The 24,114-nt window shown below is 62.9% G+C and carries 24 protein-coding genes and 1 tRNA gene; 7 read left to right on the forward strand and 18 right to left on the reverse strand.

All coding sequences use genetic code 11. The annotated features are described in order from the left end of the window. Nucleotides 1–133 precede the first annotated feature (133 nt). The 3 genes from GPT34_RS08615 to GPT34_RS08625 all read right to left on the reverse strand — a co-directional run bounded on the left by GPT34_RS08615 (nt 134) and on the right by GPT34_RS08625 (nt 2,312). A tRNA-Ser gene (locus GPT34_RS08615) sits at nt 134–221 on the reverse strand. Between the two features lie 46 nt (nt 222–267). After that, a complete protein-coding gene (locus GPT34_RS08620) occupies nt 268–1,632 on the reverse strand; it encodes a heavy metal sensor histidine kinase (RefSeq protein WP_291011096.1) in 1,365 nt (454 codons plus the stop codon). Beyond that, complete coding sequence (locus tag GPT34_RS08625) at nt 1,629–2,312, reverse strand: heavy metal response regulator transcription factor (RefSeq protein ID WP_291011098.1); 684 nt, start codon at nt 2,310–2,312, stop codon at nt 1,629–1,631. The genes GPT34_RS08620 and GPT34_RS08625 overlap by 4 nt, the downstream gene beginning before the upstream one ends. A 193-nt stretch (nt 2,313–2,505) precedes the next feature. Between GPT34_RS08625 and GPT34_RS08630 the strand changes: the two genes are divergently transcribed. Further along, nucleotides 2,506–2,895, forward strand: a complete 390-nt coding sequence (locus GPT34_RS08630; protein WP_291011100.1) for a DUF4148 domain-containing protein — start codon at nt 2,506–2,508, stop codon at nt 2,893–2,895. A gap of 75 nt (nt 2,896–2,970) precedes the next feature. Here GPT34_RS08630 and GPT34_RS08635 read toward each other — a convergent pair whose 3' ends face one another. From GPT34_RS08635 to ureC, 5 genes are all read right to left on the reverse strand, one after another. Then, the gene (locus tag GPT34_RS08635) at nt 2,971–3,846 is read right to left on the reverse strand and encodes a hypothetical protein (protein ID WP_291011102.1); all 876 of its coding nucleotides are present in this window, start codon (nt 3,844–3,846) and stop codon (nt 2,971–2,973) included. A 215-nt stretch (nt 3,847–4,061) separates the two neighbouring features. Next, the gene (ureG, locus tag GPT34_RS08640) at nt 4,062–4,712 is read right to left on the reverse strand and encodes an urease accessory protein UreG (protein ID WP_291011105.1); all 651 of its coding nucleotides are present in this window, start codon (nt 4,710–4,712) and stop codon (nt 4,062–4,064) included. A 125-nt stretch (nt 4,713–4,837) separates the two neighbouring features. Further along, entirely contained in the window at nt 4,838–5,557 is a 720-nt protein-coding gene (locus tag GPT34_RS08645; RefSeq protein ID WP_291011108.1) for an urease accessory protein UreF, read from the reverse strand. Beyond that, nucleotides 5,544–6,080, reverse strand: coding sequence for an urease accessory protein UreE (gene ureE, locus GPT34_RS08650; RefSeq protein ID WP_291011111.1), 537 nt, complete (start codon nt 6,078–6,080; stop codon nt 5,544–5,546). The genes GPT34_RS08645 and ureE overlap by 14 nt, the downstream gene beginning before the upstream one ends. 10 nt (nt 6,081–6,090) lie before the next feature. Continuing rightward, nucleotides 6,091–7,809 (reverse strand): urease subunit alpha, encoded by a 1,719-nt coding sequence (gene ureC, locus GPT34_RS08655; RefSeq protein ID WP_291011114.1) that lies wholly within the window; start codon nt 7,807–7,809, stop codon nt 6,091–6,093. Nucleotides 7,810–8,241: 432 nt separating this feature from the next. Here ureC and GPT34_RS08660 point away from each other — a divergent pair, with 432 nt between their 5' ends. Continuing rightward, nucleotides 8,242–9,180, forward strand: a complete 939-nt coding sequence (locus GPT34_RS08660) for a hypothetical protein (protein ID WP_291011117.1) — start codon at nt 8,242–8,244, stop codon at nt 9,178–9,180. A 51-nt stretch (nt 9,181–9,231) separates the two neighbouring features. On the opposite strand, the gene GPT34_RS08665 is transcribed toward GPT34_RS08660, so the two are convergent. The 3 genes from GPT34_RS08665 to GPT34_RS08675 all read right to left on the reverse strand — a co-directional run bounded on the left by GPT34_RS08665 (nt 9,232) and on the right by GPT34_RS08675 (nt 10,154). Continuing rightward, on the reverse strand, nt 9,232–9,540 hold the full coding sequence (locus GPT34_RS08665; RefSeq protein WP_291011119.1) for an urease subunit beta: 309 nt from the start codon (nt 9,538–9,540) through the stop codon (nt 9,232–9,234). 13 nt (nt 9,541–9,553) lie between these two features. Further along, the gene (locus GPT34_RS08670) at nt 9,554–9,715 is read right to left on the reverse strand and encodes a hypothetical protein (RefSeq protein WP_291011121.1); all 162 of its coding nucleotides are present in this window, start codon (nt 9,713–9,715) and stop codon (nt 9,554–9,556) included. Nucleotides 9,716–9,851: 136 nt separating this feature from the next. After that, the gene (locus GPT34_RS08675) at nt 9,852–10,154 is read right to left on the reverse strand and encodes an urease subunit gamma (protein ID WP_291011124.1); all 303 of its coding nucleotides are present in this window, start codon (nt 10,152–10,154) and stop codon (nt 9,852–9,854) included. A gap of 308 nt (nt 10,155–10,462) precedes the next feature. Here GPT34_RS08675 and urtA point away from each other — a divergent pair, with 308 nt between their 5' ends. The 5 genes from urtA (at nt 10,463) to urtE (ending at nt 16,290) form a co-directional block, all read left to right on the forward strand. Beyond that, entirely contained in the window at nt 10,463–11,731 is a 1,269-nt protein-coding gene (gene urtA / locus GPT34_RS08680) for an urea ABC transporter substrate-binding protein (RefSeq protein ID WP_291011184.1), read from the forward strand. Between the two features lie 125 nt (nt 11,732–11,856). After that, nucleotides 11,857–13,455 (forward strand): urea ABC transporter permease subunit UrtB, encoded by a 1,599-nt coding sequence (gene urtB, locus GPT34_RS08685; RefSeq protein WP_291011127.1) that lies wholly within the window; start codon nt 11,857–11,859, stop codon nt 13,453–13,455. Beyond that, nucleotides 13,452–14,639 (forward strand): urea ABC transporter permease subunit UrtC, encoded by a 1,188-nt coding sequence (gene urtC / locus GPT34_RS08690; protein ID WP_291011130.1) that lies wholly within the window; start codon nt 13,452–13,454, stop codon nt 14,637–14,639. The genes urtB and urtC overlap by 4 nt, the downstream gene beginning before the upstream one ends. After that, entirely contained in the window at nt 14,636–15,511 is an 876-nt protein-coding gene (urtD, locus tag GPT34_RS08695; protein WP_291011132.1) for an urea ABC transporter ATP-binding protein UrtD, read from the forward strand. Before urtC ends, urtD begins: the two co-directional genes overlap by 4 nt. An 80-nt stretch (nt 15,512–15,591) precedes the next feature. Next, entirely contained in the window at nt 15,592–16,290 is a 699-nt protein-coding gene (gene urtE / locus GPT34_RS08700; protein ID WP_291011134.1) for an urea ABC transporter ATP-binding subunit UrtE, read from the forward strand. A 25-nt stretch (nt 16,291–16,315) separates the two neighbouring features. Here urtE and GPT34_RS08705 read toward each other — a convergent pair whose 3' ends face one another. The 7 genes from GPT34_RS08705 to GPT34_RS08735 form a co-directional block, all read right to left on the reverse strand. Further along, the gene (locus GPT34_RS08705; protein ID WP_291011137.1) at nt 16,316–18,001 is read right to left on the reverse strand and encodes a response regulator; all 1,686 of its coding nucleotides are present in this window, start codon (nt 17,999–18,001) and stop codon (nt 16,316–16,318) included. A 106-nt stretch (nt 18,002–18,107) separates the two neighbouring features. After that, entirely contained in the window at nt 18,108–18,938 is an 831-nt protein-coding gene (locus tag GPT34_RS08710; protein WP_291011140.1) for an urease accessory protein UreD, read from the reverse strand. Beyond that, complete coding sequence (locus GPT34_RS08715) at nt 18,938–19,414, reverse strand: nucleoside deaminase (protein WP_291011143.1); 477 nt, start codon at nt 19,412–19,414, stop codon at nt 18,938–18,940. Before GPT34_RS08715 ends, GPT34_RS08710 begins: the two co-directional genes overlap by 1 nt. Nucleotides 19,415–19,537: 123 nt before the next feature. Beyond that, nucleotides 19,538–20,302, reverse strand: coding sequence for an ABC transporter permease (locus tag GPT34_RS08720; protein WP_291011146.1), 765 nt, complete (start codon nt 20,300–20,302; stop codon nt 19,538–19,540). Nucleotides 20,303–20,318: 16 nt separating this feature from the next. Next, nucleotides 20,319–21,158, reverse strand: a complete 840-nt coding sequence (locus GPT34_RS08725; RefSeq protein ID WP_291011149.1) for an ABC transporter ATP-binding protein — start codon at nt 21,156–21,158, stop codon at nt 20,319–20,321. A 68-nt stretch (nt 21,159–21,226) separates the two neighbouring features. Beyond that, complete coding sequence (locus GPT34_RS08730; RefSeq protein WP_291011151.1) at nt 21,227–22,258, reverse strand: ABC transporter substrate-binding protein; 1,032 nt, start codon at nt 22,256–22,258, stop codon at nt 21,227–21,229. Nucleotides 22,259–22,613: 355 nt separating this feature from the next. Next, a complete protein-coding gene (locus GPT34_RS08735) occupies nt 22,614–23,963 on the reverse strand; it encodes a nucleobase:cation symporter-2 family protein (RefSeq protein WP_291011153.1) in 1,350 nt (449 codons plus the stop codon). Between the last annotated feature and the right edge of the window lie 151 nt (nt 23,964–24,114).

Below are 24,114 nucleotides of genomic sequence, written 5' to 3' on the forward strand. Positions count from 1 at the left end.
GCTAGGCTGGGTGACATACCCCCGTATCACGCAAGCGCAAACGGTTAGCCGGGTCTTTTGGGGGGGGGTGAAATTTTAGATATGCCTAAAAGCAAAAAACCCAAAGTAAATCAATTACTCAGGGTTTTTGCAATGGCGGAGACTGTGAGATTCGAACTCACGGACCCTTGCGGGTCGGCAGTTTTCAAGACTGCTGGTTTAAACCGCTCACCCAAGTCTCCATCGCGGTGCAGGGCCCTGATTCTAGCGTCTGGGAACCGGTGTCGTTCAGGCGCTTGCAGACCCTAGCACGCTGAAACCCACTCGGGTGCGACCTTCGGCAGACTCGGCGAGGGCGAAGCCGTCGTGCATGCGCGCTATCGCCGCCACGATGGACAGGCCCAGGCCGTGGTGCGGCTTGATCACCTCACAGCGTGACGCATCGGCACGGAAGAAGCGGTCAAACAGGCGGGGGAGATACTCAGGCTCGATCGAAGGGCCCACGTTTTCGACCCAGAGACGGGCACTGCCATCGGCCTCGCTCCCGATGCGAACGCAGAGCTGGCTGCCAGGTTCGGCGTACCGGATGGCGTTACCCAGCAAATTGGACACGGCACGTTTGATGAGCGCCTCGTCCACCGGCAGGCGGCGGTCGCCCTCGATGGTGATGGACAAACCAGCTTCTGCCATCGGGGCTTCGTGGAATTCCACCACCTGTCGCACGAGATCGGCCAGGCTCACCGGCTCGCCCCGGCGAGCCTTGACGCCGCGGTCGGCCTGGGCCAGGAACAGCATGTCATTGATGATGCCGGCCATGCGCTGCAGCTCTTCCAGGTTGGAGTGCAGCGTGTCTTCCAGATCGGCGTTGCTGCGCTCGCGGCTGAGCGCGAGCTCAGTCTGGCCGATCAGGTTGGCCAGCGGAGTGCGCAGCTCGTGGGCCACGTCGGCGTTGAAGCCTTCGAGCTGGGCGTAGGTGCGGTCAACGCGCTCCATCAGGCTGTTGAACTGCTCGATCAATGGTTGCAGCTCTTCGGCGGGCTCGTCGAGTGTGAGACGCTGCTTCGCCTGCCCGACGTCGATGCCGCGGGTCTGATTGGCCAGATCGAGTAACGGTCGCAGGCTGCAGCGCACACGCCAGAACGTGGCCCAGGCCACGAAGATGCCACCGGCCAGCGTGGCCACTACCAGCAACAGGGCCAGGCGCTGGCGGGTTTTGGCGTCTTGCGAGCAGTCCAGCACCAACCTCCCCGTGTAGATGTCGCCGGTGGACTTGTCGGTGACCAGAAAGCTGCTGGCTTGGGCGGTCTTGGAGTCCACATCGAAGTTCACCGGTGGGTCTCGGTAAAACTCGCTGCCGTCTGCGCGGCTCACCACCAGGAAGGTACCGGGTCTGCGTTCGGCCGACCACGCCAGCTTATCGAGCATTTCGAATGTGCCGGCGCGCTCACTGGCGCTGTGCATCATGTCCTTGAGCACGAGGGTGTAGCCCTGCATCTGCTCTTCGTGCTTGGCCTGAAACAGCATCGACGTGATGCCATAGATGGTGGCCAGCAGCAGGCCCAGGCCGATCACGGTCTGGGTGGCCAGCAGCAGCGACAGGCGCCGACCAATGGAGTAGGTGCAGGGCACCCGGGTCGCGGTCGCGGCGTTCATGTGCGCTCCTCCAGCACATAGCCCATCCCGCGCACGTTGTGTAGCAGCTTGGGTTTGAAGGGGTCGTCCATCTTGGCACGCAGACGGCGGATGGCCACCTCGACCACGTTGGTGTCGGAATCAAAATTCATGTCCCAGACCTGTTCGGCCAGCGTGGTGCGCGAAAGGATCTGACCCTTGCGGCGCGCCAGCAAGGCCAGCAGCGAAAATTCCTTGGCACTGAGCTCCAGCCGCTGACCCTCGCGCCAGGCTTTGCGGCTGAGCAGGTCCATTTCCAGGTTGCTGACAGTCATGCGAGCGCTCTGGGTGACGTCCAAGGGCGCGGGTCCGCGGCGCAGCAGGGCGGCCACGCGGGCCAGCAACTCGGAGAAAGCGAATGGTTTGACCAAATAATCGTCGGCCCCGGCCTCCAGCCCCTGCACCCGGTCTTCCACCCGATCGCGAGCAGTGAGCATAAGCACCGGTGTGTTGTGCTTCTCGCGCAGGGCGGACAACACGCCAAAGCCGTCCACTCCGGGCAACATGATGTCGAGAACCACCAGCTGGTAGTCACCGCCCGTGGCCAGGTAGCGGCCTTCAATGCCATCTTTCGCCACATCGACGGTGTAGCCAGACTCGGTCAGGCCACGCTTGACGTAGTCGGCAAGTTTGGCTTCGTCTTCTATGACCAGGATGCGCATGGGGTTTCGAGGGGATATCAGTAATAGACCGCGGACCGACAAATTGTCGTGGATTGGCTCATGGCGCTGGATTACGAATCTGTCATTCAGATGTTCGTCAAACGAAAACTGCGGTTTCTACAGTTCACTCCATGCCGAAACGAAACGGCATGCAGTCAACCTCTCTTCTTAACCATCCCTCAAGGACATCATCATGAAACTTTCTACCCGCATCGTGCTTCCCCTGGTTTTGTCGCTCACCGCAGCTGGCGCCATGGCTTCTGAATTCACTCCCGAGGCACCGTTTGTGTCGACCCTGAGCCGCGCTGCGGTCCAGGCTGAGGCGATCGCTGCCCGCGATGCTGGTCAGTTGCGCATTACTGAGGTTGTTGAGTTTGAAGCTCCCACGGGTCCCAGCAAGTCTCGCGCTCAAGTGCTGGCCGAACTCAACGAAGCGAAAAAGCTGGGGTTGTTGGACTTCACAGACAACTTGTATCCGGTGGTCGCCACCCCACAGCAGGCCGAGCAGATTCGCCAAGCGGGCCTTCTGGTGACCCAGGGTAGCACCCTTGCCCAAGGCCAAGGTACCAGCGTGACCAACTGATCTTTCGCGCTTCGTCCAAAAGAAAGAGCGAGCCTTCGGGCTCGCTCTTTCTTTTGTTTCTGGATTCCTGCGAGTTCAGGTCTGCTTCTTCGATACAACGAGCCGACAGTAGGTGAGGATCTGTTCTCGCAAAGGCCCCATCTGTTCGTCAGACCAATAGCCAAAACGGCCGCGGGCATCAGAGATTCGCTCACCGGTCTTCAGTTTAAGCAGCTCCTCGGGTTTGTAGCGGGTCCCGTTGAAGGTGATCGCCACGACATTGCTGCGATGGTTTCGGCGTATCGGGGAGTATTTCTGGTACCAAAGCACGACCCTGGAACGGGCCAGAAACTCTCGCCTGAATGTGACCGCTAACGAAGTCGGTATCCCACGCAGAACCGGTTGAGCAGCCCAGGAGATGAAGGTGTCATCAATGCCCATGTACGGGCCCACATCACCAGAGAGATAGTGGCGCTCAAACAGATCGGCAACGCTGGTTCTCGCCGCCGAGTGGTACGCCATCACAGAAGAATTGCCAGTTGCGAAGCGTTTCCCGCGGGTCAATCTGAAGGCCACCCTCCGAAGCAGACCAAAGGAAATCAGGTTGCCTGGCGGCAACATGAAGACGTCAGATGGACGCTTCACCAGGGCGGCTATTCCTCCCAGGTCGCCGGTCACCATGGTGTCCAGATCAAGGTAGACGCAAGGCGTATCCAGAGGAAGAACGCTCCTGGCAAAAACCGCCAGTTTGACCCGGTAGCCATGCCCGAAAAACTCTGGCCGATCAAAGAAAGCTGGGAAAGGCATTTGCTGGATATCCGCGTCGATGAGGGATCGTTGGCGATCCGTCAGCAGCACGACATGACTCAGGCGCGGCGAGTGTCGCCGAACCGACTCGACCAGGGTATTGACGCTGGCATCGGGATACGCGTCACCCCACATCGCGAGGACCAGACAGAAACCTGAGTTCATCGGGATTCTGTTGGCGAGGTGCCGTTGTCCGAAGCGCCCCAAGCGGAAAAGCCGGGACGCGGCGGCGTCAACCCTTGAGCAAGGGGCTTATCGGACGAAGAGGGGACCAGAGAGCGCAATTTGAAGCAGCCAGATCCGGCATTCAGATGTGTGGATAACCCAGGAACGGCTCCACAAAAACGGGTGTTACCGACCCTGAATCCGTCAGGCTTTGATCAGTTGAGCATACCGCGCGTTTCAATGAAGCGAACCACCTCGTCCACACCAGCCAGCGTCTTGAGGTTGGTCATCACCCAGGGGCGGCGTGCGCTGTCGGGGCGCATGCGCGCGGTGTCGGCTTTCATCACTTCCAAGTCGGCGCCCACGTGCGGCGCCAGGTCGGTCTTGTTGATCACAAACAGGTCGCTCTTGGTGATGCCAGGGCCGCCCTTGCGCGGAATTTTTTCGCCAGCCGCGACGTCGATCACGTAGATGGTGAGGTCGCTGAGCTCAGGGCTGAAGGTGGCGGCGAGGTTGTCACCGCCGGATTCTATGAACACGATGTCGGCATTGGGGAACTGCGCCAGCATGCGGTCGATGGCTTCCAGGTTGATCGACGCATCTTCCCGTATCGCCGTGTGCGGGCAACCGCCCGTCTCCACGCCCATGATGCGTTCAGCCGGCAATGCGCCGCTGACGGTGAGGATGCGCTGGTCTTCCTTGGTGTAGATGTCGTTGGTGATGGCGATCAGGTCGTAGCGCTCGCGCATGGCTTTACACAGCATTTCCAGCAGGGTGGTCTTGCCCGAGCCGACGGGGCCGCCAATGCCCACGCGCAGCGGCGGCAAGGTCTTGGTGCGGTTGGGGATGTGGTGCAGTGATGTCATCGCAAATTGAGGATTGGGAGAATGGACGCAGCACCTTCAGCACACACCGTGAAACCTGGCTTTGCAAGGCCACTGGTGTGGTCTTCCTTTCACGGGCAAGAAGTGAAGCGGCGCAGAGAGGGGTCTCATGACCGGAACAGGCGGGAGTACTGGGTTTCGTGTTGTGCCGAAAGAATGGCCAGCAGCGGCGTGAAGGCCTGACGGGTGTCGTCGTTAAGAGATTGTGCTTCGGTCACCGCGTCTGGAATGGATTGGGCCAGCCGCGCCAGCATGCGCTGGCCGGCGCTCTGCCCCAGCGGCACCGACTTGATGGCGGCCTGCACAATGTTCTCGCTCCAGCCGAAGGCAAAGCCGGTCAGGCTGTCGTGGTCCTGTGCGCCACTGCGAGCCGCGGCGCAGGCCATGGCCACCGGATAGCTGGGCGGGTCGAGGCGAGCCGATGCCAGGGCCTCGGCCACACCGCGGCCGAGTTCGCCCAGCGCACCTGCCCATGTGAGCAGCGAGCGGCCCATTTGCTCCGTCTGTTGTCGCAGCTCGGCTGTTTCGCGGGTCTGTAGCACCCAGTCGTTGAGCGAGGTGATGCGGGCTAGGTCATGGTCGCGCCAGGCGGGAATGGCTTGTGCGACCACCGCCAGATCGCTGCGCGCCAGGCTCAGCATCAGCTGGTCGACCAGCCAGTCCGAGGCGCTGGTTTCGTCGTGCACCAGTCCGGCGTCTACAGCGGATTCGAGTCCTTCGGAATATGAAAAGCCGCCCACTGGCAGCGCGGGCGAGGCCAGCCAGAGCAGTTGCAGCAGGCCGGCGGTGGGTCGCGAATTTTGCGCGGTGGACTCAGCCGTGCTCATGGCTGCCGGCGGCGTGGTGGCTGTGGCCGCCGTGGTGCGCGTGGCTGTGCGCCGCAAGCTGGCTATAGGCACCCGCTTCGGGTTCAAACGGCTCGCTTACCTCCGCCACCTGAAGGTGCATGGCGCGCAGCAGATCGGCCAGCACGTGGTCGGGCTCGATCTTGAGGTGGTCGGGTTTCAGCTCGATGGGCACGTGGCGGTTGCCCAGGTGATAGGCCGCGCGCATGAGGTCAAAGGCTGCGTTGTGGTGGTGGCTGTGATCGCTGCAGGCAGTGACACGCAGCACCGGCTGCGGCGCGGCAACCACGCGCACCAGCGTGCCGGCCTCGGTCACCAGCACGTCGCCACCGCGCACTACATTGCCGCGCGGCAGGAATACGCCCAGGTGCTGGCCATCAGACGCAGTGGCATCGAAGCGGCTTTTCTGCCGTACATCCCAGTCGAGCTCGACTCGAGGCGCTCGCTTGAGCAAGGCGCTGGCGAGGCCGCGCCCCTGGGGGATGAGCTTGGAGACTTGTTGCATGCGATGAACGTCAGAAAAGAAAGTAGCGCTGCGCCATCGGCAACTCTGTCGCAGGCTCGCAGGTGAGCAGCTCGCCATCGGCGCGCACGGTGTAGCGCTGTGGGTCGATCTCCATTCTGGGCAGGTAGCTGTTGTGCACCATGTTGGCCTTGGTCACACTCCGGCAGTTTTGTACTGCGATGGTTTGCTTCTGCAAACCGAATCGCTCGCGCACGCCCGCCTTCAAACCGGCCTGCGAGACAAAGGTGAGGCTGCCCCGCGCCAGCGCAGTGCCGAAGGCGCCGAACTGAGGCCGGTAGTGCACCGGCTGCGGCGTGGGGATGGAGGCATTTGGGTCCCCCATGGCGGCCAGCGCGATGCTGCCACCTTTCAGCACCAGCGCCGGTTTTACGCCAAAGAAGGCGGGCTTCCACACCACCAGATCGGCCCACTTGCCCACTTCCAGCGAACCGACGATGTGCGAGATGCCGTGGGCGATGGCGGGGTTGATGGTGTATTTGGCGATGTAGCGTTTGACGCGCGCGTTGTCGTGGCGATCGTCGTCACCGCCCAGGCTGCCGCGCTGGGACTTCATCTTGTGTGCCGTCTGCCAGGTGCGCAGGATCACTTCGCCCACGCGGCCCATGGCCTGGCTGTCGCTGCTCATGATGCTGATGGCGCCGAGGTCGTGCAGGATGTCCTCGGCGGCGATCGTCTCTCGGCGGATGCGGCTTTCGGCAAACGCGAGGTCTTCGGGGATAGACGCATCCAGATGGTGGCAAACCATGAGCATGTCCACATGCTCGTCCAGCGTGTTGACCGTGTACGGCATGGTCGGGTTGGTGCTGGAGGGCAAGAAGTTGGCTTCGCCCACCACGCGGATGATGTCGGGCGCGTGGCCGCCACCGGCGCCTTCTGTGTGGAAGGCGCACAGCGTTCTTCCCTTCGTGGCAGCAATGGTGTCCTCCACAAAGCCAGACTCGTTGAGGGTGTCGCTGTGGATAGCCACCTGCGTGTCGGTTTCTTCGGCCACGTCCAGGCAGTTGCTGATGGCGCTCGGCGTGGTACCCCAGTCTTCGTGCAGCTTGAGTCCGATCACGCCGGCGTTGATCTGCTCGCGCAGCGGCTCGGGTCGGCTGGCATTGCCTTTGCCCAGAAAGCCCAGGTTCATGGGCAGGCCGTCGGCCGCCTGCAGCATGCGCTCGATGTGCCAGGGTCCGGGCGTGCAGGTGGTGGCGAAGGTACCGGTGGCGGGTCCGGTACCGCCGCCGAGCATGGTGGTGATGCCCGAGGCCAGGGCTTCGTCGACCTGTTGCGGGCAGATGAAGTGGATGTGGCTGTCGATACCGCCGGTGGTGACGATGCTGCCCTCGCAACTGATGATCTCGGTCCCTGGGCCGATCACGATGTCCACGCCCGGCATGGTGTCGGGGTTACCGGCCTTGCCTATGGCGGCGACCCGTCCGTCTTTCAGGCCGATGTCGGCCTTGACGATGCCCCAGTGATCAATGATGAGCGCATTGGTCAGTACCGTGTCCATCGCGCCTTCGGCGCGTGTCCGCTGGCTTTGGGCCATGCCGTCGCGGATGGTTTTGCCGCCACCGAACTTCACCTCTTCACCGTAGCCGCCCGCGCGCAAGGTGAAGTCCTGCTCCACCTCGACGATGAGACAGGTGTCGGCCAGGCGAACACGATCGCCCACCGTGGGGCCGAACATGTCGGCGTAAGTGCTGCGGGGGATGGTGGCCATGGGGGTCTTCGTCCTGGGGTGCTTTCGGTACTGCTAAAGCTGGTCGTGTGTAACACGCACACACAACTTCCTACACGGCAGCGTTGCCTAAATGGTCCTTTGGTGCTCAGATGAGCAGTCGGCTTGCGATCCAGAGATTTCAGCACAGATCGTGCCAGCATTCGACTCAATCAGCCGCGCAGCATGTGCCGGCATTCCATTTATTCAGCGACCGATAGACCCATGTTTTGTTCTGAGTTTCGCCTGCCGTTTTCCTTGAGAGCCGGTTTTTTGTGTGCTGCACTGACAGGCTTGGTGGCCTGTGGCGGAGGCGGTACCCCAGGGCCTGAAGAGTCTGTCTATGGAGGTGGGGCTCCAGCCAATGTGGGAGGATGGCCATCTGCTGTCGGGACTCAAAGTGGGCAGGTGCCCGTGCCGGCGGCAGGTCTCGCAGTGGACACCAGTCAGCCTGATCGGGTGGTGGGTACTGGCTCGCCAGCCAGCTGCACTGGCCAGGCCGTGGTGAATGCCGTGGCGCTGGGCGGGAAAATCCGCTTCAACTGCGGCGCCAGCCCAGTGACCATCAACATGACGAGCACAGCCAAGGTGTTCAACAACCGGCCTGATGTGACCTTGGACGGCCAAGGTTTGATCACCCTGAATGGCGGTGGCAATGTCCGGATCTTGTACCAAAACACCTGCGATTCTGCCCAGGTATGGACCACATCGTCTTGCGATAACCAGGAAACTCCGCGCCTCACAGTACAGAACATTCGGCTTGTGAACGGCAATTCGGCTGGTCAATTGGCCGATGGCGGTGGCGGTGGTGCCATCTTCGTGCGGGGCGGTCAGTTCAAGATCGTCAACAGCGTGTTCACCAACAACCGCTGCGAGGCCACCGGCCCCGACATGGGCGGTGGCGCGGTGCGCGTGCTTGATATGTTCCAGGGTAGGCCGGTGTATGTGGTGCAAAGCACATTTGGCGGTGGAGCGGGCCTGGGCAACAGCTGCTCCAATGGCGGCGCACTCAGCAGCATCGGTGTGTCCTACAGCATCTACAACAGCGTTCTTTCGCACAACACGGCCCTGGGCAACGGCGCCAATCCTCAGCGACCCGGCACCCCAGGTGGGGGCAGCGGCGGGGCGATCTACAACGACGGAAACACCTTCACCTTGTCGGTCTTTGGCAGCCAGGTGACCGACAACACGGCGTCTGAAGGCGGTAGTGCTGTCTTTTATGTCAGCAACAACCTCACAGGGAGCATGACGCTGAGCGATTCGGTGTTTGCGCGCAATTCCGCCACCCGTTTCGGCACCAATGGCTTGCCCGGCTTTTTTGTGCTCGCTGCGCCTGGACAACCTGTGGTGACTCGCACGACGATCTCGAACTGAGCGGCTGGCGCCGAAAAACGATCGTATTCACGGGCGCACTGGGATAGCTCGTCAGTCCAGAGCACCTTGGGTCAGTCCACGAAACCCATGCACGACGCGTGCGCCCGCGTAGTCGACCAGCTCCACCGTGCGCTGCTGCCCGGGCTCAAAGCGCACCGCCGTGCCGCTGGCGATGTTCAAGCGCATGCCGAGCGCGGCAACACGGTCGAAATCGAGAGCCGCATTGGTCTCGGCAAAGTGGTAGTGCGAGCCGACCTGCACTGGCCGATTGGCGGTATTTTTCACCACCAGGGTGTGGGTGCGCCGGTCGGGGTTGAGCGTGTGCTCACCCGCGTCAGTGAGGGTTTCGCCGGGAATCATGGGCTGCTCCGGTTCATTTGCTCGAGAACCAGATGGCCAGCGTGATCAGGACACCGACGACCAGAAAGCCTAGGGCGTCGGTGGCATGCCAGTGGCTGCCGAACAAGCCGTGGCCTTCGTGTGCCAGAGCGGGTAGCGAAGATGCCATCAACGGCATGGAGAGAAAGCGTTTCATTCAAGTCTCCAACAATTCAAACAAGGTGGCCGGAGCGACCTGCTCCAGCCCAGGGCGCCTTGGGCCCGTCTCCGCCGGGCCACCAGGGTAGGCCCCTTGAGGGGGTGACGCTCTGAAAGCGCGGCATGGGGGTGGGTCAAATGATCGGCTGGTGCACCGTCACCAGCTTCGTGCCATCGGGAAAGGTGGCCTCTACCTGGATGTCGGGAATCATCTCGGCAATGCCGTCCAACACGTCGTTGCGGGTCAGTACATCGCGGCCTTCGCTCATGAGCTGGGAAACGGTCTTGCCGTCGCGCGCGCCTTCCATCACCGCCGCGCTGATGAGCGCGATGGCTTCAGGGTAGTTGAGCTTCAGGCCGCGCGCCTTGCGGCGCTCGGCGAGCAGGGCTGCTGTGAAGATCAGCAGCTTGTCTTTTTCTCGCGGGGTAAGTTCCATGGTCTTTCTGTGTCGCTGGCAGTGAGGTGTGCAAATTGTGCGCCAGGCCGGTGCGTCGTGCCGCAGCACACGGGTGCCCGTATTTGGTGCGCAATCCGAAGCCCGTGGTGCGCGACCTCGCTTTGCGCACTTGGATGGGGTGGACTTCCCTGCTTGTGCATGCGCTGCGGCCCCGCATCCGCCGGGCGTCAGGGTGCAAAGCAAGTGTCTCGGATGTTGCAGTGCAAAAAACTGGCACAGGGTTTGCGAGGCTCCAGTGCGGTCCGCGTCGAACCGCTCCCCTCAACTACCCTGGAGTGCCACCCATGATGAACCGCCGAGCCACCCTGAAAACCCTCACCGCTTCGATGGCGCTGGGATTCGCCACCCTGAACTCGGCCTATGCCGCCGACACCATCAAGGTTGGCGTGCTGCACTCCCTGTCAGGCACCATGGCCATTTCCGAGACCGTGCTCAAGGACGTGGCACTCATGACCATCGACGAGATCAACGCCAAGGGCGGCGTGATGGGCAAGAAGCTAGAGGCGGTGGTCGTCGACCCGGCGTCGAACTGGCCGCTGTTCGCCGAGAAGGCCAAGCAGCTGATCGACAACGACAAGGTGGCCGCGGTGTTTGGCTGCTGGACCAGTGTGTCGCGCAAGTCGGTGCTGCCGGTGTTCGAGGAAAAGAATGCGCTGCTGTTCTACCCCGTTCAGTACGAGGGTGAGGAGCTGTCCAAGAACGTGTTCTACACCGGTGCCGCGCCCAACCAGCAGGCTATTCCCGCAGTGGAGTACCTGATGAGCAAAGACGGCGGATCGGCCAAGCGCTTCGTGCTGCTGGGTACCGACTACGTCTACCCGCGCACCACCAACAAGATCCTGCGCGCCTTCCTGAAGTCAAAGGGCGTCGCCGATGCCGACATCATGGAGGAGTACACCCCCTTCGGGCACTCCGACTACCAGACCATCATTGCCAATATCAAGAAATTCGCCGCTGCGGGCAAGAAGACCGCGGTGGTCTCCACCATCAACGGCGACTCCAACGTGCCGTTCTACAAGGAGCTGGGTAATGCCGGTCTGTCCGCCAAGGACGTGCCGGTAGTGGCCTTCTCGGTTGGTGAAGAAGAGCTGCGCGGTGTGGACACCAAGCCGCTGGTGGGCCACCTGGCTGCCTGGAACTACTTCATGTCGATCAAGAATCCGACCAACGCCGCGTTCATCAAGCAATGGAGCGACTACGCCAAGGCCAAGAACATCCCTGGCCACAAGGACAAGCCGCTGACCAACGACCCAATGGAAGCCACCTACATCGGTATCCACATGTGGGCCCAGGCGGTCGAGAAGGCCAAGAGCACCGACACCGACAAGGTGATTGCCGCCATGGCCGGCCAGACCTTCAAGGCGCCGGGTGGCTTCATGTCCACCATGGACAAGGAAAATCACCACCTGCACAAGCCGGTGTTCATCGGTGAGGTGCGGGCCGATGGCCAGTTCAACGTGGTCTGGAAGACGCCGGGCCCGGTCGTGGCCGATCCGTGGAGCGACTTCATCGCCGAGAACAAGGGCAAGAAAAATGTGCCCGAAATGAAGAAGTGACGGCTTGAGCTAAGCGAACGGATCCGCTCCGCGGTGGCGCGGGTCCGGTTCGCTGGCTGACTTGTGTCTCGGCCGCAGGTGGCGCACCTGACGCCCGCCCGCCTGCCCCTCTGAAAGACGGACCCATGCGTCTCCTCTTCCCTTCCTGGTGGTCAGCATGCCTGTGCGCACTCTGGCTGCTTTCCAGTCCGTTGGTGCACGCGCTCACTGCCGAACAAGCCCTCGCGCTGGCCCGTGGCGACAGCGACGAGCGCATCGCCACCATCAACGCCATGGCCGCGAGCCCAGATGAGCGCGGCGCTGCACTGTTGTCAGCGCTGGGTGAAGGTAGGGTGCGTGTGCAGGGCGATCAGGTGCTCATCGTTCTCGACGTCGACGCGAATGACGCCGTGACTGGCGCCGCCACCACGCTCGGCGATAGCGCCGAAGAGGTGATCGTGAACAACCGCATCCGCTCCGCCCTGGCCACAGCGCTGGCCGGCATGGAGCTTGTGGGCGGCACACCCCAGCGCCAGCGCGCCGCCGCGCTCACGCTGCAACGCAGCAGCTTTGATGAACCCGATGCCGATCAGTTGCCCATCATCGAGCGAGCCCTCGCGGCCGATCTGGACGCCGAAGCTCGGCAGACGCTCGAGCTGGCGCAGGCGGCGGTGCTGCTCGCCAGCGAAGACGCTGCCCAGCGCCTCGCTGCGGCACAGAAACTGGGCGAAGCGCGCAAGGCCATCGTACGGCCGCTGCTGCTGCAGCGCATGGAAAGCGAAGCCGATGCCGAGGTCCAGGCGGCTCTGAAATCGGCGCTGGCCGGGCTCGACCGCTCGCTTGCGATCTCCAGCGCACTCGGGCAAGCCTTCACCGGCATCAGCCTGGGCAGCATTCTGCTGCTGGCGGCACTGGGATTGGCCATTACGTATGGCCTGATGGGTGTGATCAACATGGCGCACGGTGAGCTGATCATGATCGGTGCCTACGCCACCTGGCTAGTACAGCGCATTTTCCAACAGGTTTTTCCGGACGCTTTCGACTGGTATTTGCTGGCCGCGCTGCCGGTGGCCTTTGCCGCGTCTGCCGCGGTGGGTGCGCTGATGGAGCGCACCGTGATCCGTTTCCTCTATGGCCGCCCACTGGAGACGCTGCTCGCCACCTGGGGTATCAGCTTGCTGCTGATGCAGGCGGTGCGCAGTGTTTTTGGTGCGCAAAACGTGGGCGTGGAAAACCCGGTGTGGATGAGCGGCAGCGTGGTGCTCATGGGCAACCTCACCCTGCCGTGGAACCGCATCATCATCATCGTGTTTGCGGCACTGGTGCTTGGCGGCGTGGCGCTGCTGATCGCACGAACACGGCTGGGTCTGTTCGTGCGCGGCGTGACGCAGAACCGACCGATTGCCGCCTGCATGGGCGTGAACACCGCGCGCATCGATACCTACGCCTTTGCGCTGGGTTCGGGTGTGGCGGGTCTGGCGGGTTGTGCGCTGAGCCAGATCGGGAACGTGGGTCCCGACCTCGGGCAAAACTACATCGTCGACTCGTTCATGGTGGTGGTGCTGGGGGGCGTCGGGCAACTGGCCGGCACTGTCTACGCCGCGCTGGGGCTGGGCGTGCTCAACAAGTTCATCGAAGGTCAGGCCGGCGCGGTGTTGGCCAAGATCGCGGTGCTGGTGTTCATCATCGTATTCATCCAAAAACGGCCTCAGGGCATCTTTGCTTTGAAGGGCCGTGAAGCATGAACACGACGACCTCTGTGTCCCTCCCCACGCCTGGCCCCTTGCTCACCCGCAGCGGCTGGAGCACGTTCATCGTGGCATTGCTGGTGGTGTGCGCGCTGGCGCCGGCGCTCAACCTGCTGGTTCCACAGAGCAGCCCATTCCACCTGAGCGGCTACATGGTCGGCCTGCTGGGCAAGATCATGTGCTATGCGATCGCGGCGCTGGCGATCGACCTCATCTGGGGCTACACCGGCATTCTCAGCCTCGGCCATGGCCTGTTCTTTGCGCTCGGTGGCTACGTGATGGGCATGTACCTCATGCGCCAGATCGGGCTGGACGGCAACTACAAGAGTGAGCTGCCCGACTTCATGGTGTTTCTGGACTGGAAGGAACTTCCCTGGCACTGGGCGCTGTCCGACAGCTTCATCGCCACGTTGCTGCTGATCGTGCTGGTACCGGGCGGGGTGGCGTTTGTCTTCGGCTACTTCGCGTTCCGCTCGCGCATCAAGGGCGTGTATTTTTCCATCATCACCCAGGCCCTTACCTTCGCCGCGCTGCTGCTGTTCTTTCGAAACGAGACCGGTTTTGGCGGCAACAACGGCTTCACCGACTTCAAGCGCATTCTCGACATGCCGATTGCCACACCTGGCATGCGCATGGCGCTGTTCGTGATCACCGGCCTGACACTGCTGGGCTTTTTTCTCTGGGCACGCTGGCTGGTCAACAGCAAGTTTGGTCGCGTGCTGCAGGCGGTGCGCGATGCGGAGAGTCGTGTCATGTTCTGCGGCTACAACCCGCTGCCGTACAAGCTCACCATCTGGACCATCTCGGCGGTGATGTGCGGCGTGGCGGGTGCGCTCTATGTGCCGCAGGTGGGCATCATCAACCCCAGCGAGATGAGCCCGGCCGCGAGCATCGAGATGGCGATCTGGGCCGCAGTGGGCGGGCGAGCCACTTTGATTGGTCCCATCATCGGCGCCTTCATTGTCAACGGTGCCAAGAGCTGGCTCACTGTGGCCTTCCCCGAGTTCTGGCTGTATTTCCTCGGTGGTCTTTTCATTGTGGTGACGCTGTTTCTGCCGCACGGCGTGGTGGGTCTGTTGAAGAAGCTGCGGGGAACCCGTGCCATCGCCTCGCCGACGCAAAGTGAGACTGAAAGCCAGCGATCCGCGAAAGCGGACGAGCGTGGGGGGGCATCCTCATGACCCCAGACCTGATGGAAGAGGGCGCCTTGCGCCTCGAGCGCAGCTTGGTGACCAGTGGCGTTGGGCAAACTGAATCGGGCGGTCGCGAAGCGGGCTACGGCCGTGTGCACACCCCTGGCGAGGTGGACACCACCCATGGCCGCATCCTGTACCTGGAAGACGTGCATGTGAGCTTCGACGGCTTCAAGGCCATCAATGGCCTGTCGCTGGACATCGCGCCGGGCGAGTTGCGCTGCGTGATCGGCCCCAACGGTGCTGGCAAGACCACGATGATGGACATCATCACCGGCAAGACTCGGCCCGACAGCGGCCAGGTGTTCTTCGGCAGCACCATCGACTTGCTTCGCCATCGTGAAGCCGAGATCGCCGCGCTGGGCATTGGCCGAAAATTCCAGAAGCCCACGGTATTCGAGCAGCTCAGCGTGTTTGAAAACCTGGAGCTGGCGCTGGCAACCGACAAACGCGTGCGCCACAGCATGGTGTTCCGGCTCACAGGCGAGGAGCAGGACCGCCTGGCCGAGGTGCTCACCACCATCCACCTGGCTGACCATGCGGCCCGCCAAGCCGGTCTGCTGAGCCACGGCCAGAAGCAGTGGCTGGAGATCGGCATGCTGCTGATGCAGGATCCCAAGCTGCTGCTGCTAGACGAGCCGGTGGCCGGCATGACTGACGAAGAGACCGAGCGCACGGCCCAGCTGTTCCTCGCGCTCAAAGGCAAGCACTCGCTGATGGTGGTGGAGCACGACATGAGCTTTATCCGCACGATCTCGGAGAAGGTGACGGTGCTGTGTGACGGCTCGGTCTTGGCCGAGGGCACGCTGGACGAGGTGCAGGCGGATGAGCGGGTAATCGAGGTCTATCTTGGACGATGACCCCTTTTTGTCTGGAGTGTTGCTTGCTGGGCGAGACCCGGCATGCCACCCCTGCCAGCGCAGCCAAAGAAAGAAATGAGATGCCACTCCTGGAAGTCAGAGACCTGAATCAGTACTACGGCGGCAGCCACATCCTGCGCAACGTCAGCCTGCAAGCCGAGCTGGGCAAAGTGACGGTGGTGCTTGGGCGCAACGGCGTGGGCAAGACCACGCTGCTCAAGTCGCTGATGGGCCTGGTGCCGATCAAAAGCGGCAGCATCGCGCTGAATGGCCAGGCGATCGACCAGAAGCCGCCTTACGAGCGTGCCCGTCTAGGTGTCGGCTTTGTTCCTCAAGGGAGGGAGATTTTTGGTCGACTGACGGTGCAGGAGAACCTGCTCATGGGCTTGGCCACCAAGAAGGGGAGCGCCCCTGTTCCCAACGCGCTGTACGAGCTGTTTCCGGTGCTGCGGCAGATGCTGCATCGGCGCGGTGGCGACCTGTCGGGTGGCCAGCAGCAGCAGTTGGCGATTGCGCGTGCCCTGGCGGCGGGGCCCCAGCTGCTGATCCTGGACGAGCCCACCGAGGGTATTCAGCCCAGCATCATCAAGGACATCGGGCGGGTCATCCGCATGCTGGCCGACCGGGGTGACATGGCCATCGTGCTGGTCGAGCAGTACTACGATTTTGCCGAAGAGCTAGCCGATCACTATTTGGTGATGGAGCGCGGGGAGGTGATTGCCAGTGGGCCTGGCAGCGAGATGCAAAGTCGGGGCGTGCGCCAGCTGGTGGCGATCTGAGCCTTGGTGGCGTGGTGGGCTAGCGTCAGATCTCGTTCACCTTGGCCAGCAGCCCTTCGCCGCTCGGCGCCTTGTAGGCACCCGGCAGGGAAACCCCGCCGGCGGCGCGTCCGGTGTGGGACTGCTCGCCCAGACCAGCGTGGATCTCGGTCGTGCGATAGGTTTCGCGCAGTCCCTGAGCGCGCACCTTCAACGCCGCTTCGTCGGGAATGCGACTGGCGTAGCGGTGCAGCACGAGGTGGGCGGATTCGATCAACTTGGCGTTGAGGGTGGTGGCGCCGTGCTCCAGCAGCGCCTCGACCGCGCGCTGCGGATCTCCCTTCAGGCTCAGCGTCATGGCCTGTTCGGTGAATTTCAGGATCTCGGTGTGGGCGGCACGGATCCGGTTGATGAAATCGGGTCGTCCGGTGGCGGCGCAAGCCAGCAGTTCGGTGAGCGCGCGGCTGGTGCAGAAGCGTTGGCCCATGGTGTCGACCGCCGCGTCGACCTCGTAGAGCTGGATGCTTCGCATAGCCAGGCGTGTCATCAGGGCTAGCAGGTTGCTGGCCGATTCGAAGTCGAAGGAGGGCTCGAGAATGGTCTTGGTCAGGCGCCGCAAATCGTCCAGGGCCCGTGCGGTCTGGTATTCGTGGATGGCGAGCAGGCAATTGGCTACGTCGATCAATCGCTGCAACCGGGCACTGCCCGGCTTCTTGCCGGCCACGTGGTGCAGCTGCTCGATGGTGCGCATCAGGCCGCGCTGATCGTTGTTGTCCAAGCGCGCAAATGCCAGCAGCACCAGCGCCTGGGCGTCAAAGAGCTTGGAGTCCAGCCCGATGCGGGTGGCTCGGTCCAGCAACTCCAACCCCTCGGCTCGGTCGCCGGCGTAGTAGGCCATCATGCCGTGCTTGAGCAGGCGGTTGACCGAGCCCGGCGTGAGCTTGGTGGACATCTTGAAGGTGGCTAGAGCACTCTCAAAATTGCCCAGCTCGAACTGCGCGCGGCCCATGACGTCGTAGGCATCGGTGTAGCCCGGCTCGGTTTCGATCAGGTTCTGCAAGGTGGTCGTGGCGCGCGCCGGGTAGCCTTGCTCCAGCTGGGCTCGGGCCACGCCCAGCTTGGCCCAAGGCAGGGTGTTGGCCTCGACCACCGCTTCGTACAGCTGCTGGGCCTCGGTCAGTTGCCCGATGCGCAGCATGAGCTCAGCACCGATGCGTGCCGCATACAGCCAGTAATCGCCGCGCTCGGTGAAGCGCTGCTGGCACAGGGCCGCAGCCTCGGCGTATTGCTCACACTCGATGCTGCTGAAAATAGCCCTGAGCGATTCCTTGCGCTCTCGTGCCTGCTGGATGCGAACCGACAGCGTGTGGGCGGTGTGAGGCTTGAGCACGTAGGCATCCAGCGCCGACTCGGCCGCCTCTGCCACCTTGGCGTAGGTGGCTTCGGACGTGACCATCACGAACACGGTAAAAAAGGGCAGCAGGTTGTTGCGCCTCAGGTCATCCAGCAGCTCTTGGCCGGTAGTGTCCTCGCGCTCGAAGTACTGCTCGCAGATCACGATGTCGAAACTGGCCATCTCCAGCTTCTGCCGCGCGTCAGCCAGTTTGGGGCATTGCACGATGGTGCCTACGCCAAACTCCTTGAGCTGCGACACCAGGATCGAGCGGGAGCGGGGATTGCCGTCGACCACCAGCGCACGGGTGCTCAGCAAATCGGAAACAGTCGCGGACATGGGTGTGGGTAAGGGCGGTCTCGGGGGGGCGAGCGACCATTCTGCCCAGCTAGCCACCGGCTGAAGCCGAAAACTGAACCGGAAATACCGCCCAGTCCGCGCCTTGTCAGACGCGCCAGATACGCGGTGCGGTGGGCACCAGGCCCCAGGCGGCGTGGCGCAGCGCCGCCCACGCGGACTGCAGTGACGCCATCAGAGGCTCCACCAGCGGCGCCACCGCGCGCACCACGAGCAACTGCGGTTGGGGGTAAGTGACGCCCCACCTCACACCGGCTGGTGCTGACTGGAGTGCCAGTCGGGCCGCTTCCAGCAGGCCTTCACGGCGTTCGCGGCCCATGGCGTACCCCGTGACCAGCAGCAGGCTGCCCAGGCAGCGCTGACCACCCAGGCCGAGGGGCGAGTTCATCAGACGTTGATCGCTGCCGTCCAGATGCGCCTGCTCCAGCCACAGACCGGGCATCTCCAGGTGTTGCTGAAACCGACCGTGGGTGAACGCCTGGTCGGCGCTGGGCAGCCCCAGCGCGGTCACGTCCCAAGCCATCATCTCGGCACTGGGCGCCAGCGTGAAGCGAAGCTGGTTCAGCGCCTGGCAGCCCGGGTAGGCCAGCGTTTCCAGCGGCAGCCATTCCAGCCGGGCGCCGGCGGCGAGGTCGATGCTCACGCGCTGGCTGGCCTGCAGCTCATCGCTGGCGTAGAAACGGGTCGCGCCCGGCGTGCTCACCAGCGCATGAGCCCCTTCGTCGACCCTCACCCGGATGTCCAGCTCATCGCCCCCGACCAGACCGCCCGGCGGATGCACGATCACGTTGTGGCAGATCGCCTCACCCTCTGGATACAGGCTCTTGAGGATGCGCAGGGGTCCGTTGTGCAGGTGCCGCACCACGGTGCGATCGCCTTGCCGCTGGTGGTGCAGTTCGAGGTGGGCCTGCCAGGCCATCAGCGCTGCTGCCAGAAGTCGCGGTGTGGCGCGAGCATCTCGGCTTCGACCTCGGTAACCGGGCCGGTGACGTCGATGGGCTTTTGCCCGCGAGCGATCACCTCGCGGCAGGGCAGCGATAGCGTGGGATTTTCTTCGTGGCTGCCGGTGAGCGCCAGCAGCGCTTCTTCACTCGCGCCGTAGACGATGCGCCCGATGTTGGCCCAGTAAATCGTGCCGGTGCACATCGCGCAAGGCTCGAAGGTGGTGACCAGAGTGCAGCGCGCCAGGTACTCGCCGGGCCAGTTGTCCGCTGCGTGCCGCGCTAAGGTTGACTCGGCGTGGTTCACCGTGTCGATGTTGCCCTGCTCGGCCAGCACCGTCTCATCGTCGGGCCCGACAAGCAGCGCGCCGAAAGGATGGCGGCCCATGCAAGCAGCGCGTTGTGCTACCTCGTTGGCACGGCGCAGGTGTCGATGAATCTGATGGGAGTTCATTGGGTGACCCAGATTGGGCGAGTGAGCGGCAGCTGTTCAGATGAGCTGCGGAACGGGCTCCGCCCAGCCGCAGGTGTCGTCCCCCCGCGAAGGAGGGGGAAGCGCCTCAGGCGCACCGGGGAGTCAATGTTGGCTCCCGCGATGCGCCCATCCCGTGGTGTGCTTTTCAACCCAGCTGAACAGCTCGTACATCGCCATGGCCATCGCCCCCACCACCAGCAGGCCGCTGAAGGCCAGGCCCATCTGCATCGAGCTTCCGGCCGAGATCAGCAGGTAGCCGATGCCTTCGTTGGACGCGGTCATCTCGGAGACGGTGGTGCCCACGAAGGCCAGCGTGATCGCGACCTTGAGCGAGCCGAAGAAATAGGGCATGGAACGCGGCAGGCCCACTTTGGTGAGCACGTCCCAGCGCTTGGCGCCCAGCACCCGCAGCACGTCTTCCAGCTCGGGCTCCAGCGTGGCCAGCCCGGTGGCGATGTTGACCATGATGGGGAAAAAGCTGATGAGGAAGGCGGTCAGAATCGCCGGGCCCACGCCAATGCCGAACCACACCACGAGGATGGGCACAAAAGCGGCCTTGGGCAGGGCGTTGAACGCCGTCATGAGCGGGTAGACCGCAGCGTAGGCCAGGCGAGAACTGCCGATCAGGAAACCCAGCAACACCCCTACCACGATGGCGATGCCAAAGCCCGCCATCGTGACCCAATAGGTACGCCAGGCGTGACCCAGGATGATGTACTTGAATTCCAGCGTCTGTTCCCAGATGCGCGAGGGGCTGGGGAAGATGAACTCCGAGACACCGAAGCCGCGCGTGATCGCTTCCCAGATCAGGACGATCGCGACCAGCAGGATCAGCGGAGACCAGCGTTCGAGTTGTTTTTTGCTCATGGCGTGTGGCTTTCCATCACTGGTTGATCACGGCGCCGGTCTGGCGCATGGCACCAATGTGGCCGCGCAGCTCGTGCACGATATCGGTGAATTCTTTGGTGTAAGTCACTTCCAGGTCGCGGGTGCGCGGGATCGGGATCTCGCGCTGAACCACGAAGCGGCCCGGGCTGCGGCTCATGCAATACACGGTGTCGGCGAGAAACACCGATTCGCGCAGGTCGTGGGTGACCAGGATGACGTTGAAGCGCTGCGCTTCCCAGAGGTCGCGCAAGGTGCACCACAGCTCTTCGCGGGTGAAGGCGTCGAGCGCGCCAAACGGCTCGTCTAGCAGCAGCATCTTGGGCTCGTGGATCAGGGCGCGGCAGATGCTGGCGCGCTGCTGCATACCGCCCGAGAGCTCCCACGGGAACTTGGCCTCCATGCCGCCGAGGCCCACGCTGGCCAGCAGGCGACCGGCGCGCTCCACGTATTCCTTGCGCCGGTCCTTGAACTGGCTGCGATAGGGCTCCACGATCTCCAGCGGCAACAGCACGTTGTCCAGCGTGGTGCGCCAGGGCAGCAGCGAGGGTGCCTGGAAGGCCATGCCGGAGATCTTCAGTGGGCCCGTGACCGGCTGGCCATCGATCATGATTTTGCCCAGGCTGGGCATCTTCAGCCCGGTGGTGAGCTTCATGAAGGTGGACTTACCGCAGCCCGACGGGCCGACGATGGCGATGAACTCGCCTTGCTTGACCTGCAGGTTGATGTCCTCTACCGCAAAAATATTCTTCGCTTTGAGCTCTTCGTTGTAGGCGAGCCAGACGTCCTTGAAGTCGACGAAGGGGGCGCTGCTGGAAGCGGAATCTTGGGCTTGCATGCGTTGTCCTGAAAAAAAGGCCAGCCGCCAGGGGAGGGGGCTGGCCTGGGGCCGGGTGCGGGCCGGGCTTACTTCTTGGCTGCGGGCAAAACGTTGAGCACGGCTGCGCTGGGCAACATGGAGCCGTCCCACACCACCTTGGGGTCGACGCGGGCCTTGGTGTTGTAGGCATCGGAGACCTGCGAAGCCATCAGGGCCAGGCGGCCGGGCACGATCTGGCCAAAGCCTTCCTTGCGGGCATCAGGGCTGGCCACGACAGCGTCAATGGCGAGCTGCAGGCGGCGGGTTTCCAGACCGACGTTGATGATGCCATCGCGCGCCTTGACCGACTCGATGCCGGTGGCCGGGCTGACCATGACTTCTTTAGCGCCTTTCGCAAAGGCAGTGAGGAAGGCCTTGACGGCGGCCGGGTTCTCCTTGATCAGCTTGGGACTGGCGATGATGGCGTTGCCGTAGAGCTTCACGCCGTTGTCGGCGTACGGCATCATGACCACGTCCTCGACCTTGACGCCACGCGCTTCCAGGTTGAGCAAAGAAGTGAAGCCAAACCCGGTGATGGCGTCAATGTCACCGCGCACCAGCATGGTCTCGCGCAGCGGTGGGTCCATGGAGGTCCAGGCCACGTTGCTCACGTTGTTGGCCTTCTGGAAGATCGGGAAGGCCTTGCGCCCCGCGTCGAACACCGGCGCGCCCAGCTTTTTCCCATTGAGGTCAGCCGGCTTGGTGATGCCGCTTTTCTTGAGCGCGAGCACTGCGGCGGGCGTGTTGTTGTAGACCATCATCACGGCCACCGGCTTGTTGGGCGCATCCGGGTTGTTGGCGTGGAATTCCATCAGCGCGGCCATGTCGGCAAAGCCCATGTCGTAGGTGCCCGAGGCCACGCGGGTGACGGTGCCGCCCGAGCCATTGCCCGAGTCGATGGTCACGTCCAGCCCGGCGTCCTTGAAATAGCCCTTGGCGGCAGGGTGCAGGAAGAGGGCTGCTGGGCCTTCGAAGCGCCAGTCGAGCTGGAACTTGATCGCCGTTTCGGCATGGGCACTCCCGAATGCAGCGGCTGCGGCCAGGGCGGCGGTGGTCTTGAGGAATAGGCGCTTGTTCATGAAGGCTCCTGGAAACAGGGAAAAGTGGGAAAAAGAATCCGGCGGCTTGTGCCATACACGGGTTCAGCACAACGCAGCAAAAAGGGTGCCAGCTGAGGAGCAGCGGATCAGACTGCGGCGGCGCCTAGCGGTTTGTGAATACAGAACGTGTATACATATTGTTCGGCGTACCGCAGTCTTCGTCATCATGGCTAACCCTGAATCGGTGCATGACCCGATTGAAGTTGCACCTAAGCGGTGCGACGGAAATGGGGCCAAGGGTCCACTTCGGTGCGCCCTGGCCACTGCGGGCGCGGCGATGCCGGACCATCGCCCGCCGACGGCGCATTGGAGGGAGGAGCGACCGGGTTCGCGTTCAGTCCAGTTCCTGGGGCAGCAACAGGTTGAGCACGATAGAAATCACCGCCGCGGGAAGCAGGCCGCTGGTCATCAGCACCTGGGCCATCTTGGGCAAGTGCTGCAAGGCGTCGGGCGCCAGCTGCAGACCCAGGCCAATCGAGAGGGAGATGGCGAAAATCACCATGTTGCGCCGGTTCCAGGTTACGTCCGACAGCATGCTCACACCAGCTGCGGTGACCATGCCGAACATGATGATCACACCGCCACCCAGCACGGTGATGGGCATGGAGGCGATGACGGCGCCGAATTTCGGGATCAGGCCACAGACGATCAGGAACAGCGCGCCCAGCGTGACCACATGGCGGCTCATGACACCCGTCATGGAGATCAGGCCCACGTTCTGGCTGAAGCTGGTGTTCGGCAGACCGCCGAACAGGCCGGCGACGGCGGTGCCCAGGCCATCGGCGAAGGTGGCGCCCGAGATTTCCTTGTCGGTCGATTCGCGCCCGGCACCGCCCTTGGTGATGCCGGAGACGTCACCCACGGTCTCCACCGCAGACACAACCGCCATGAAGCACATGCCGACGATGATGGCCCAGTTGACCTCCCAGCCGAACTTGAATGGCTCGGGTGCGGTGAACCAGGCCGCCGAGGCGATCGGAGCGAAGTTGACCTTGCCCAGCAGCAGGGCGTAGCCGTAGCCCGCGACCAGGCCGACCAGCACCGCGGCGACCGACAGCATGCCGCGGGTGAAGAACTTCAGCGCCAGCGTCACCACGATCACCACCAGGGCCACGGACCAGTTGACCAGGCTTCCGAACTCGGGCTTACCCTTGAGCGGAATGCCGCCGGCAGCGTATTCGATGCCAACCTTGACCAGCGCCAGACCGATCATCAGCACGATCAGGCCTGTGACCAGGGGCGGCAGCGCGTGGCGGATGCGGCCGATGAAAAAGCCCAGGAAAAAGTGGAAGATGCCGCCGATCACGATACCCGTCATCAGGCCAGCCATGCCCGCCACACCAGCGCCGGCAACGGCCGGAATCATGATCGGGATGAAGGCAAAGCTGGTGCCCTGCACGATGGGCAGGCGGGCGCCGACCGGGCCGAATCCGATGGTCTGCAGCAGGGTGGCAATGCCCGCGAGAAACATTGACATCTGGATCATGTAAATCATGTTCGGGAAGTCGGGCGAGTTCGACCCGAACCCGAAGCCGGCGGCACCTGCCACGATGATCGCCGGCGTCACATTGCTCACGAACATGGCCAGCACATGCTGGATGCCCAGCGGAATCGCCTTGCCCAATGGTGGCGTGTAGTTGGGGTCTTTCAGCTGTTCGCGGGTACCGAGGCTGTTGGTTTTCATCGATGGCTCCAATGAAGAGGTGCAGGGGTTGACACCCACAAAAAGTGTATACACATTATGTGTACTGAAAGATAAACTATTCTGTGGGTAAACCCTGAGGGTGGCCGCCATCTGTCCAATGGTTGCGAAAAAAAAGGGGCGCCTGAGCGCC

This window comes from Hydrogenophaga sp., from assembly GCF_011390835.1.
Classification (GTDB): domain Bacteria; phylum Pseudomonadota; class Gammaproteobacteria; order Burkholderiales; family Burkholderiaceae_C; genus Hydrogenophaga.

What these genes read in the sequence shown, in the direction of transcription:
- GPT34_RS08620 (WP_291011096.1), bottom strand. Translation starts at nt 1,632, where the DNA reads ATGAACGCCGCGACCGCGACCCGGGTGCCCTGCACCTACTCCATTGGT.
- GPT34_RS08625 (WP_291011098.1), bottom strand. Translation starts at nt 2,312, where the DNA reads ATGCGCATCCTGGTCATAGAAGACGAAGCCAAACTTGCCGACTACGTC.
- GPT34_RS08630 (WP_291011100.1), top strand. Translation starts at nt 2,506, where the DNA reads ATGAAACTTTCTACCCGCATCGTGCTTCCCCTGGTTTTGTCGCTCACC.
- GPT34_RS08635 (WP_291011102.1), bottom strand. Translation starts at nt 3,846, where the DNA reads ATGAACTCAGGTTTCTGTCTGGTCCTCGCGATGTGGGGTGACGCGTAT.
- ureG (WP_291011105.1), bottom strand. Translation starts at nt 4,712, where the DNA reads ATGACATCACTGCACCACATCCCCAACCGCACCAAGACCTTGCCGCCG.
- GPT34_RS08645 (WP_291011108.1), bottom strand. Translation starts at nt 5,557, where the DNA reads ATGAGCACGGCTGAGTCCACCGCGCAAAATTCGCGACCCACCGCCGGC.
- ureE (WP_291011111.1), bottom strand. Translation starts at nt 6,080, where the DNA reads ATGCAACAAGTCTCCAAGCTCATCCCCCAGGGGCGCGGCCTCGCCAGC.
- ureC (WP_291011114.1), bottom strand. Translation starts at nt 7,809, where the DNA reads ATGGCCACCATCCCCCGCAGCACTTACGCCGACATGTTCGGCCCCACG.
- GPT34_RS08665 (WP_291011119.1), bottom strand. Translation starts at nt 9,540, where the DNA reads ATGATTCCCGGCGAAACCCTCACTGACGCGGGTGAGCACACGCTCAAC.
- GPT34_RS08670 (WP_291011121.1), bottom strand. Translation starts at nt 9,715, where the DNA reads ATGAAACGCTTTCTCTCCATGCCGTTGATGGCATCTTCGCTACCCGCT.
- GPT34_RS08675 (WP_291011124.1), bottom strand. Translation starts at nt 10,154, where the DNA reads ATGGAACTTACCCCGCGAGAAAAAGACAAGCTGCTGATCTTCACAGCA.
- urtA (WP_291011184.1), top strand. Translation starts at nt 10,463, where the DNA reads ATGAACCGCCGAGCCACCCTGAAAACCCTCACCGCTTCGATGGCGCTG.
- urtB (WP_291011127.1), top strand. Translation starts at nt 11,857, where the DNA reads ATGCGTCTCCTCTTCCCTTCCTGGTGGTCAGCATGCCTGTGCGCACTC.
- urtC (WP_291011130.1), top strand. Translation starts at nt 13,452, where the DNA reads ATGAACACGACGACCTCTGTGTCCCTCCCCACGCCTGGCCCCTTGCTC.
- urtD (WP_291011132.1), top strand. Translation starts at nt 14,636, where the DNA reads ATGACCCCAGACCTGATGGAAGAGGGCGCCTTGCGCCTCGAGCGCAGC.
- urtE (WP_291011134.1), top strand. Translation starts at nt 15,592, where the DNA reads ATGCCACTCCTGGAAGTCAGAGACCTGAATCAGTACTACGGCGGCAGC.
- GPT34_RS08705 (WP_291011137.1), bottom strand. Translation starts at nt 18,001, where the DNA reads ATGTCCGCGACTGTTTCCGATTTGCTGAGCACCCGTGCGCTGGTGGTC.
- GPT34_RS08710 (WP_291011140.1), bottom strand. Translation starts at nt 18,938, where the DNA reads ATGGCCTGGCAGGCCCACCTCGAACTGCACCACCAGCGGCAAGGCGAT.
- GPT34_RS08715 (WP_291011143.1), bottom strand. Translation starts at nt 19,414, where the DNA reads ATGAACTCCCATCAGATTCATCGACACCTGCGCCGTGCCAACGAGGTA.
- GPT34_RS08720 (WP_291011146.1), bottom strand. Translation starts at nt 20,302, where the DNA reads ATGAGCAAAAAACAACTCGAACGCTGGTCTCCGCTGATCCTGCTGGTC.
- GPT34_RS08725 (WP_291011149.1), bottom strand. Translation starts at nt 21,158, where the DNA reads ATGCAAGCCCAAGATTCCGCTTCCAGCAGCGCCCCCTTCGTCGACTTC.
- GPT34_RS08730 (WP_291011151.1), bottom strand. Translation starts at nt 22,258, where the DNA reads ATGAACAAGCGCCTATTCCTCAAGACCACCGCCGCCCTGGCCGCAGCC.
- GPT34_RS08735 (WP_291011153.1), bottom strand. Translation starts at nt 23,963, where the DNA reads ATGAAAACCAACAGCCTCGGTACCCGCGAACAGCTGAAAGACCCCAAC.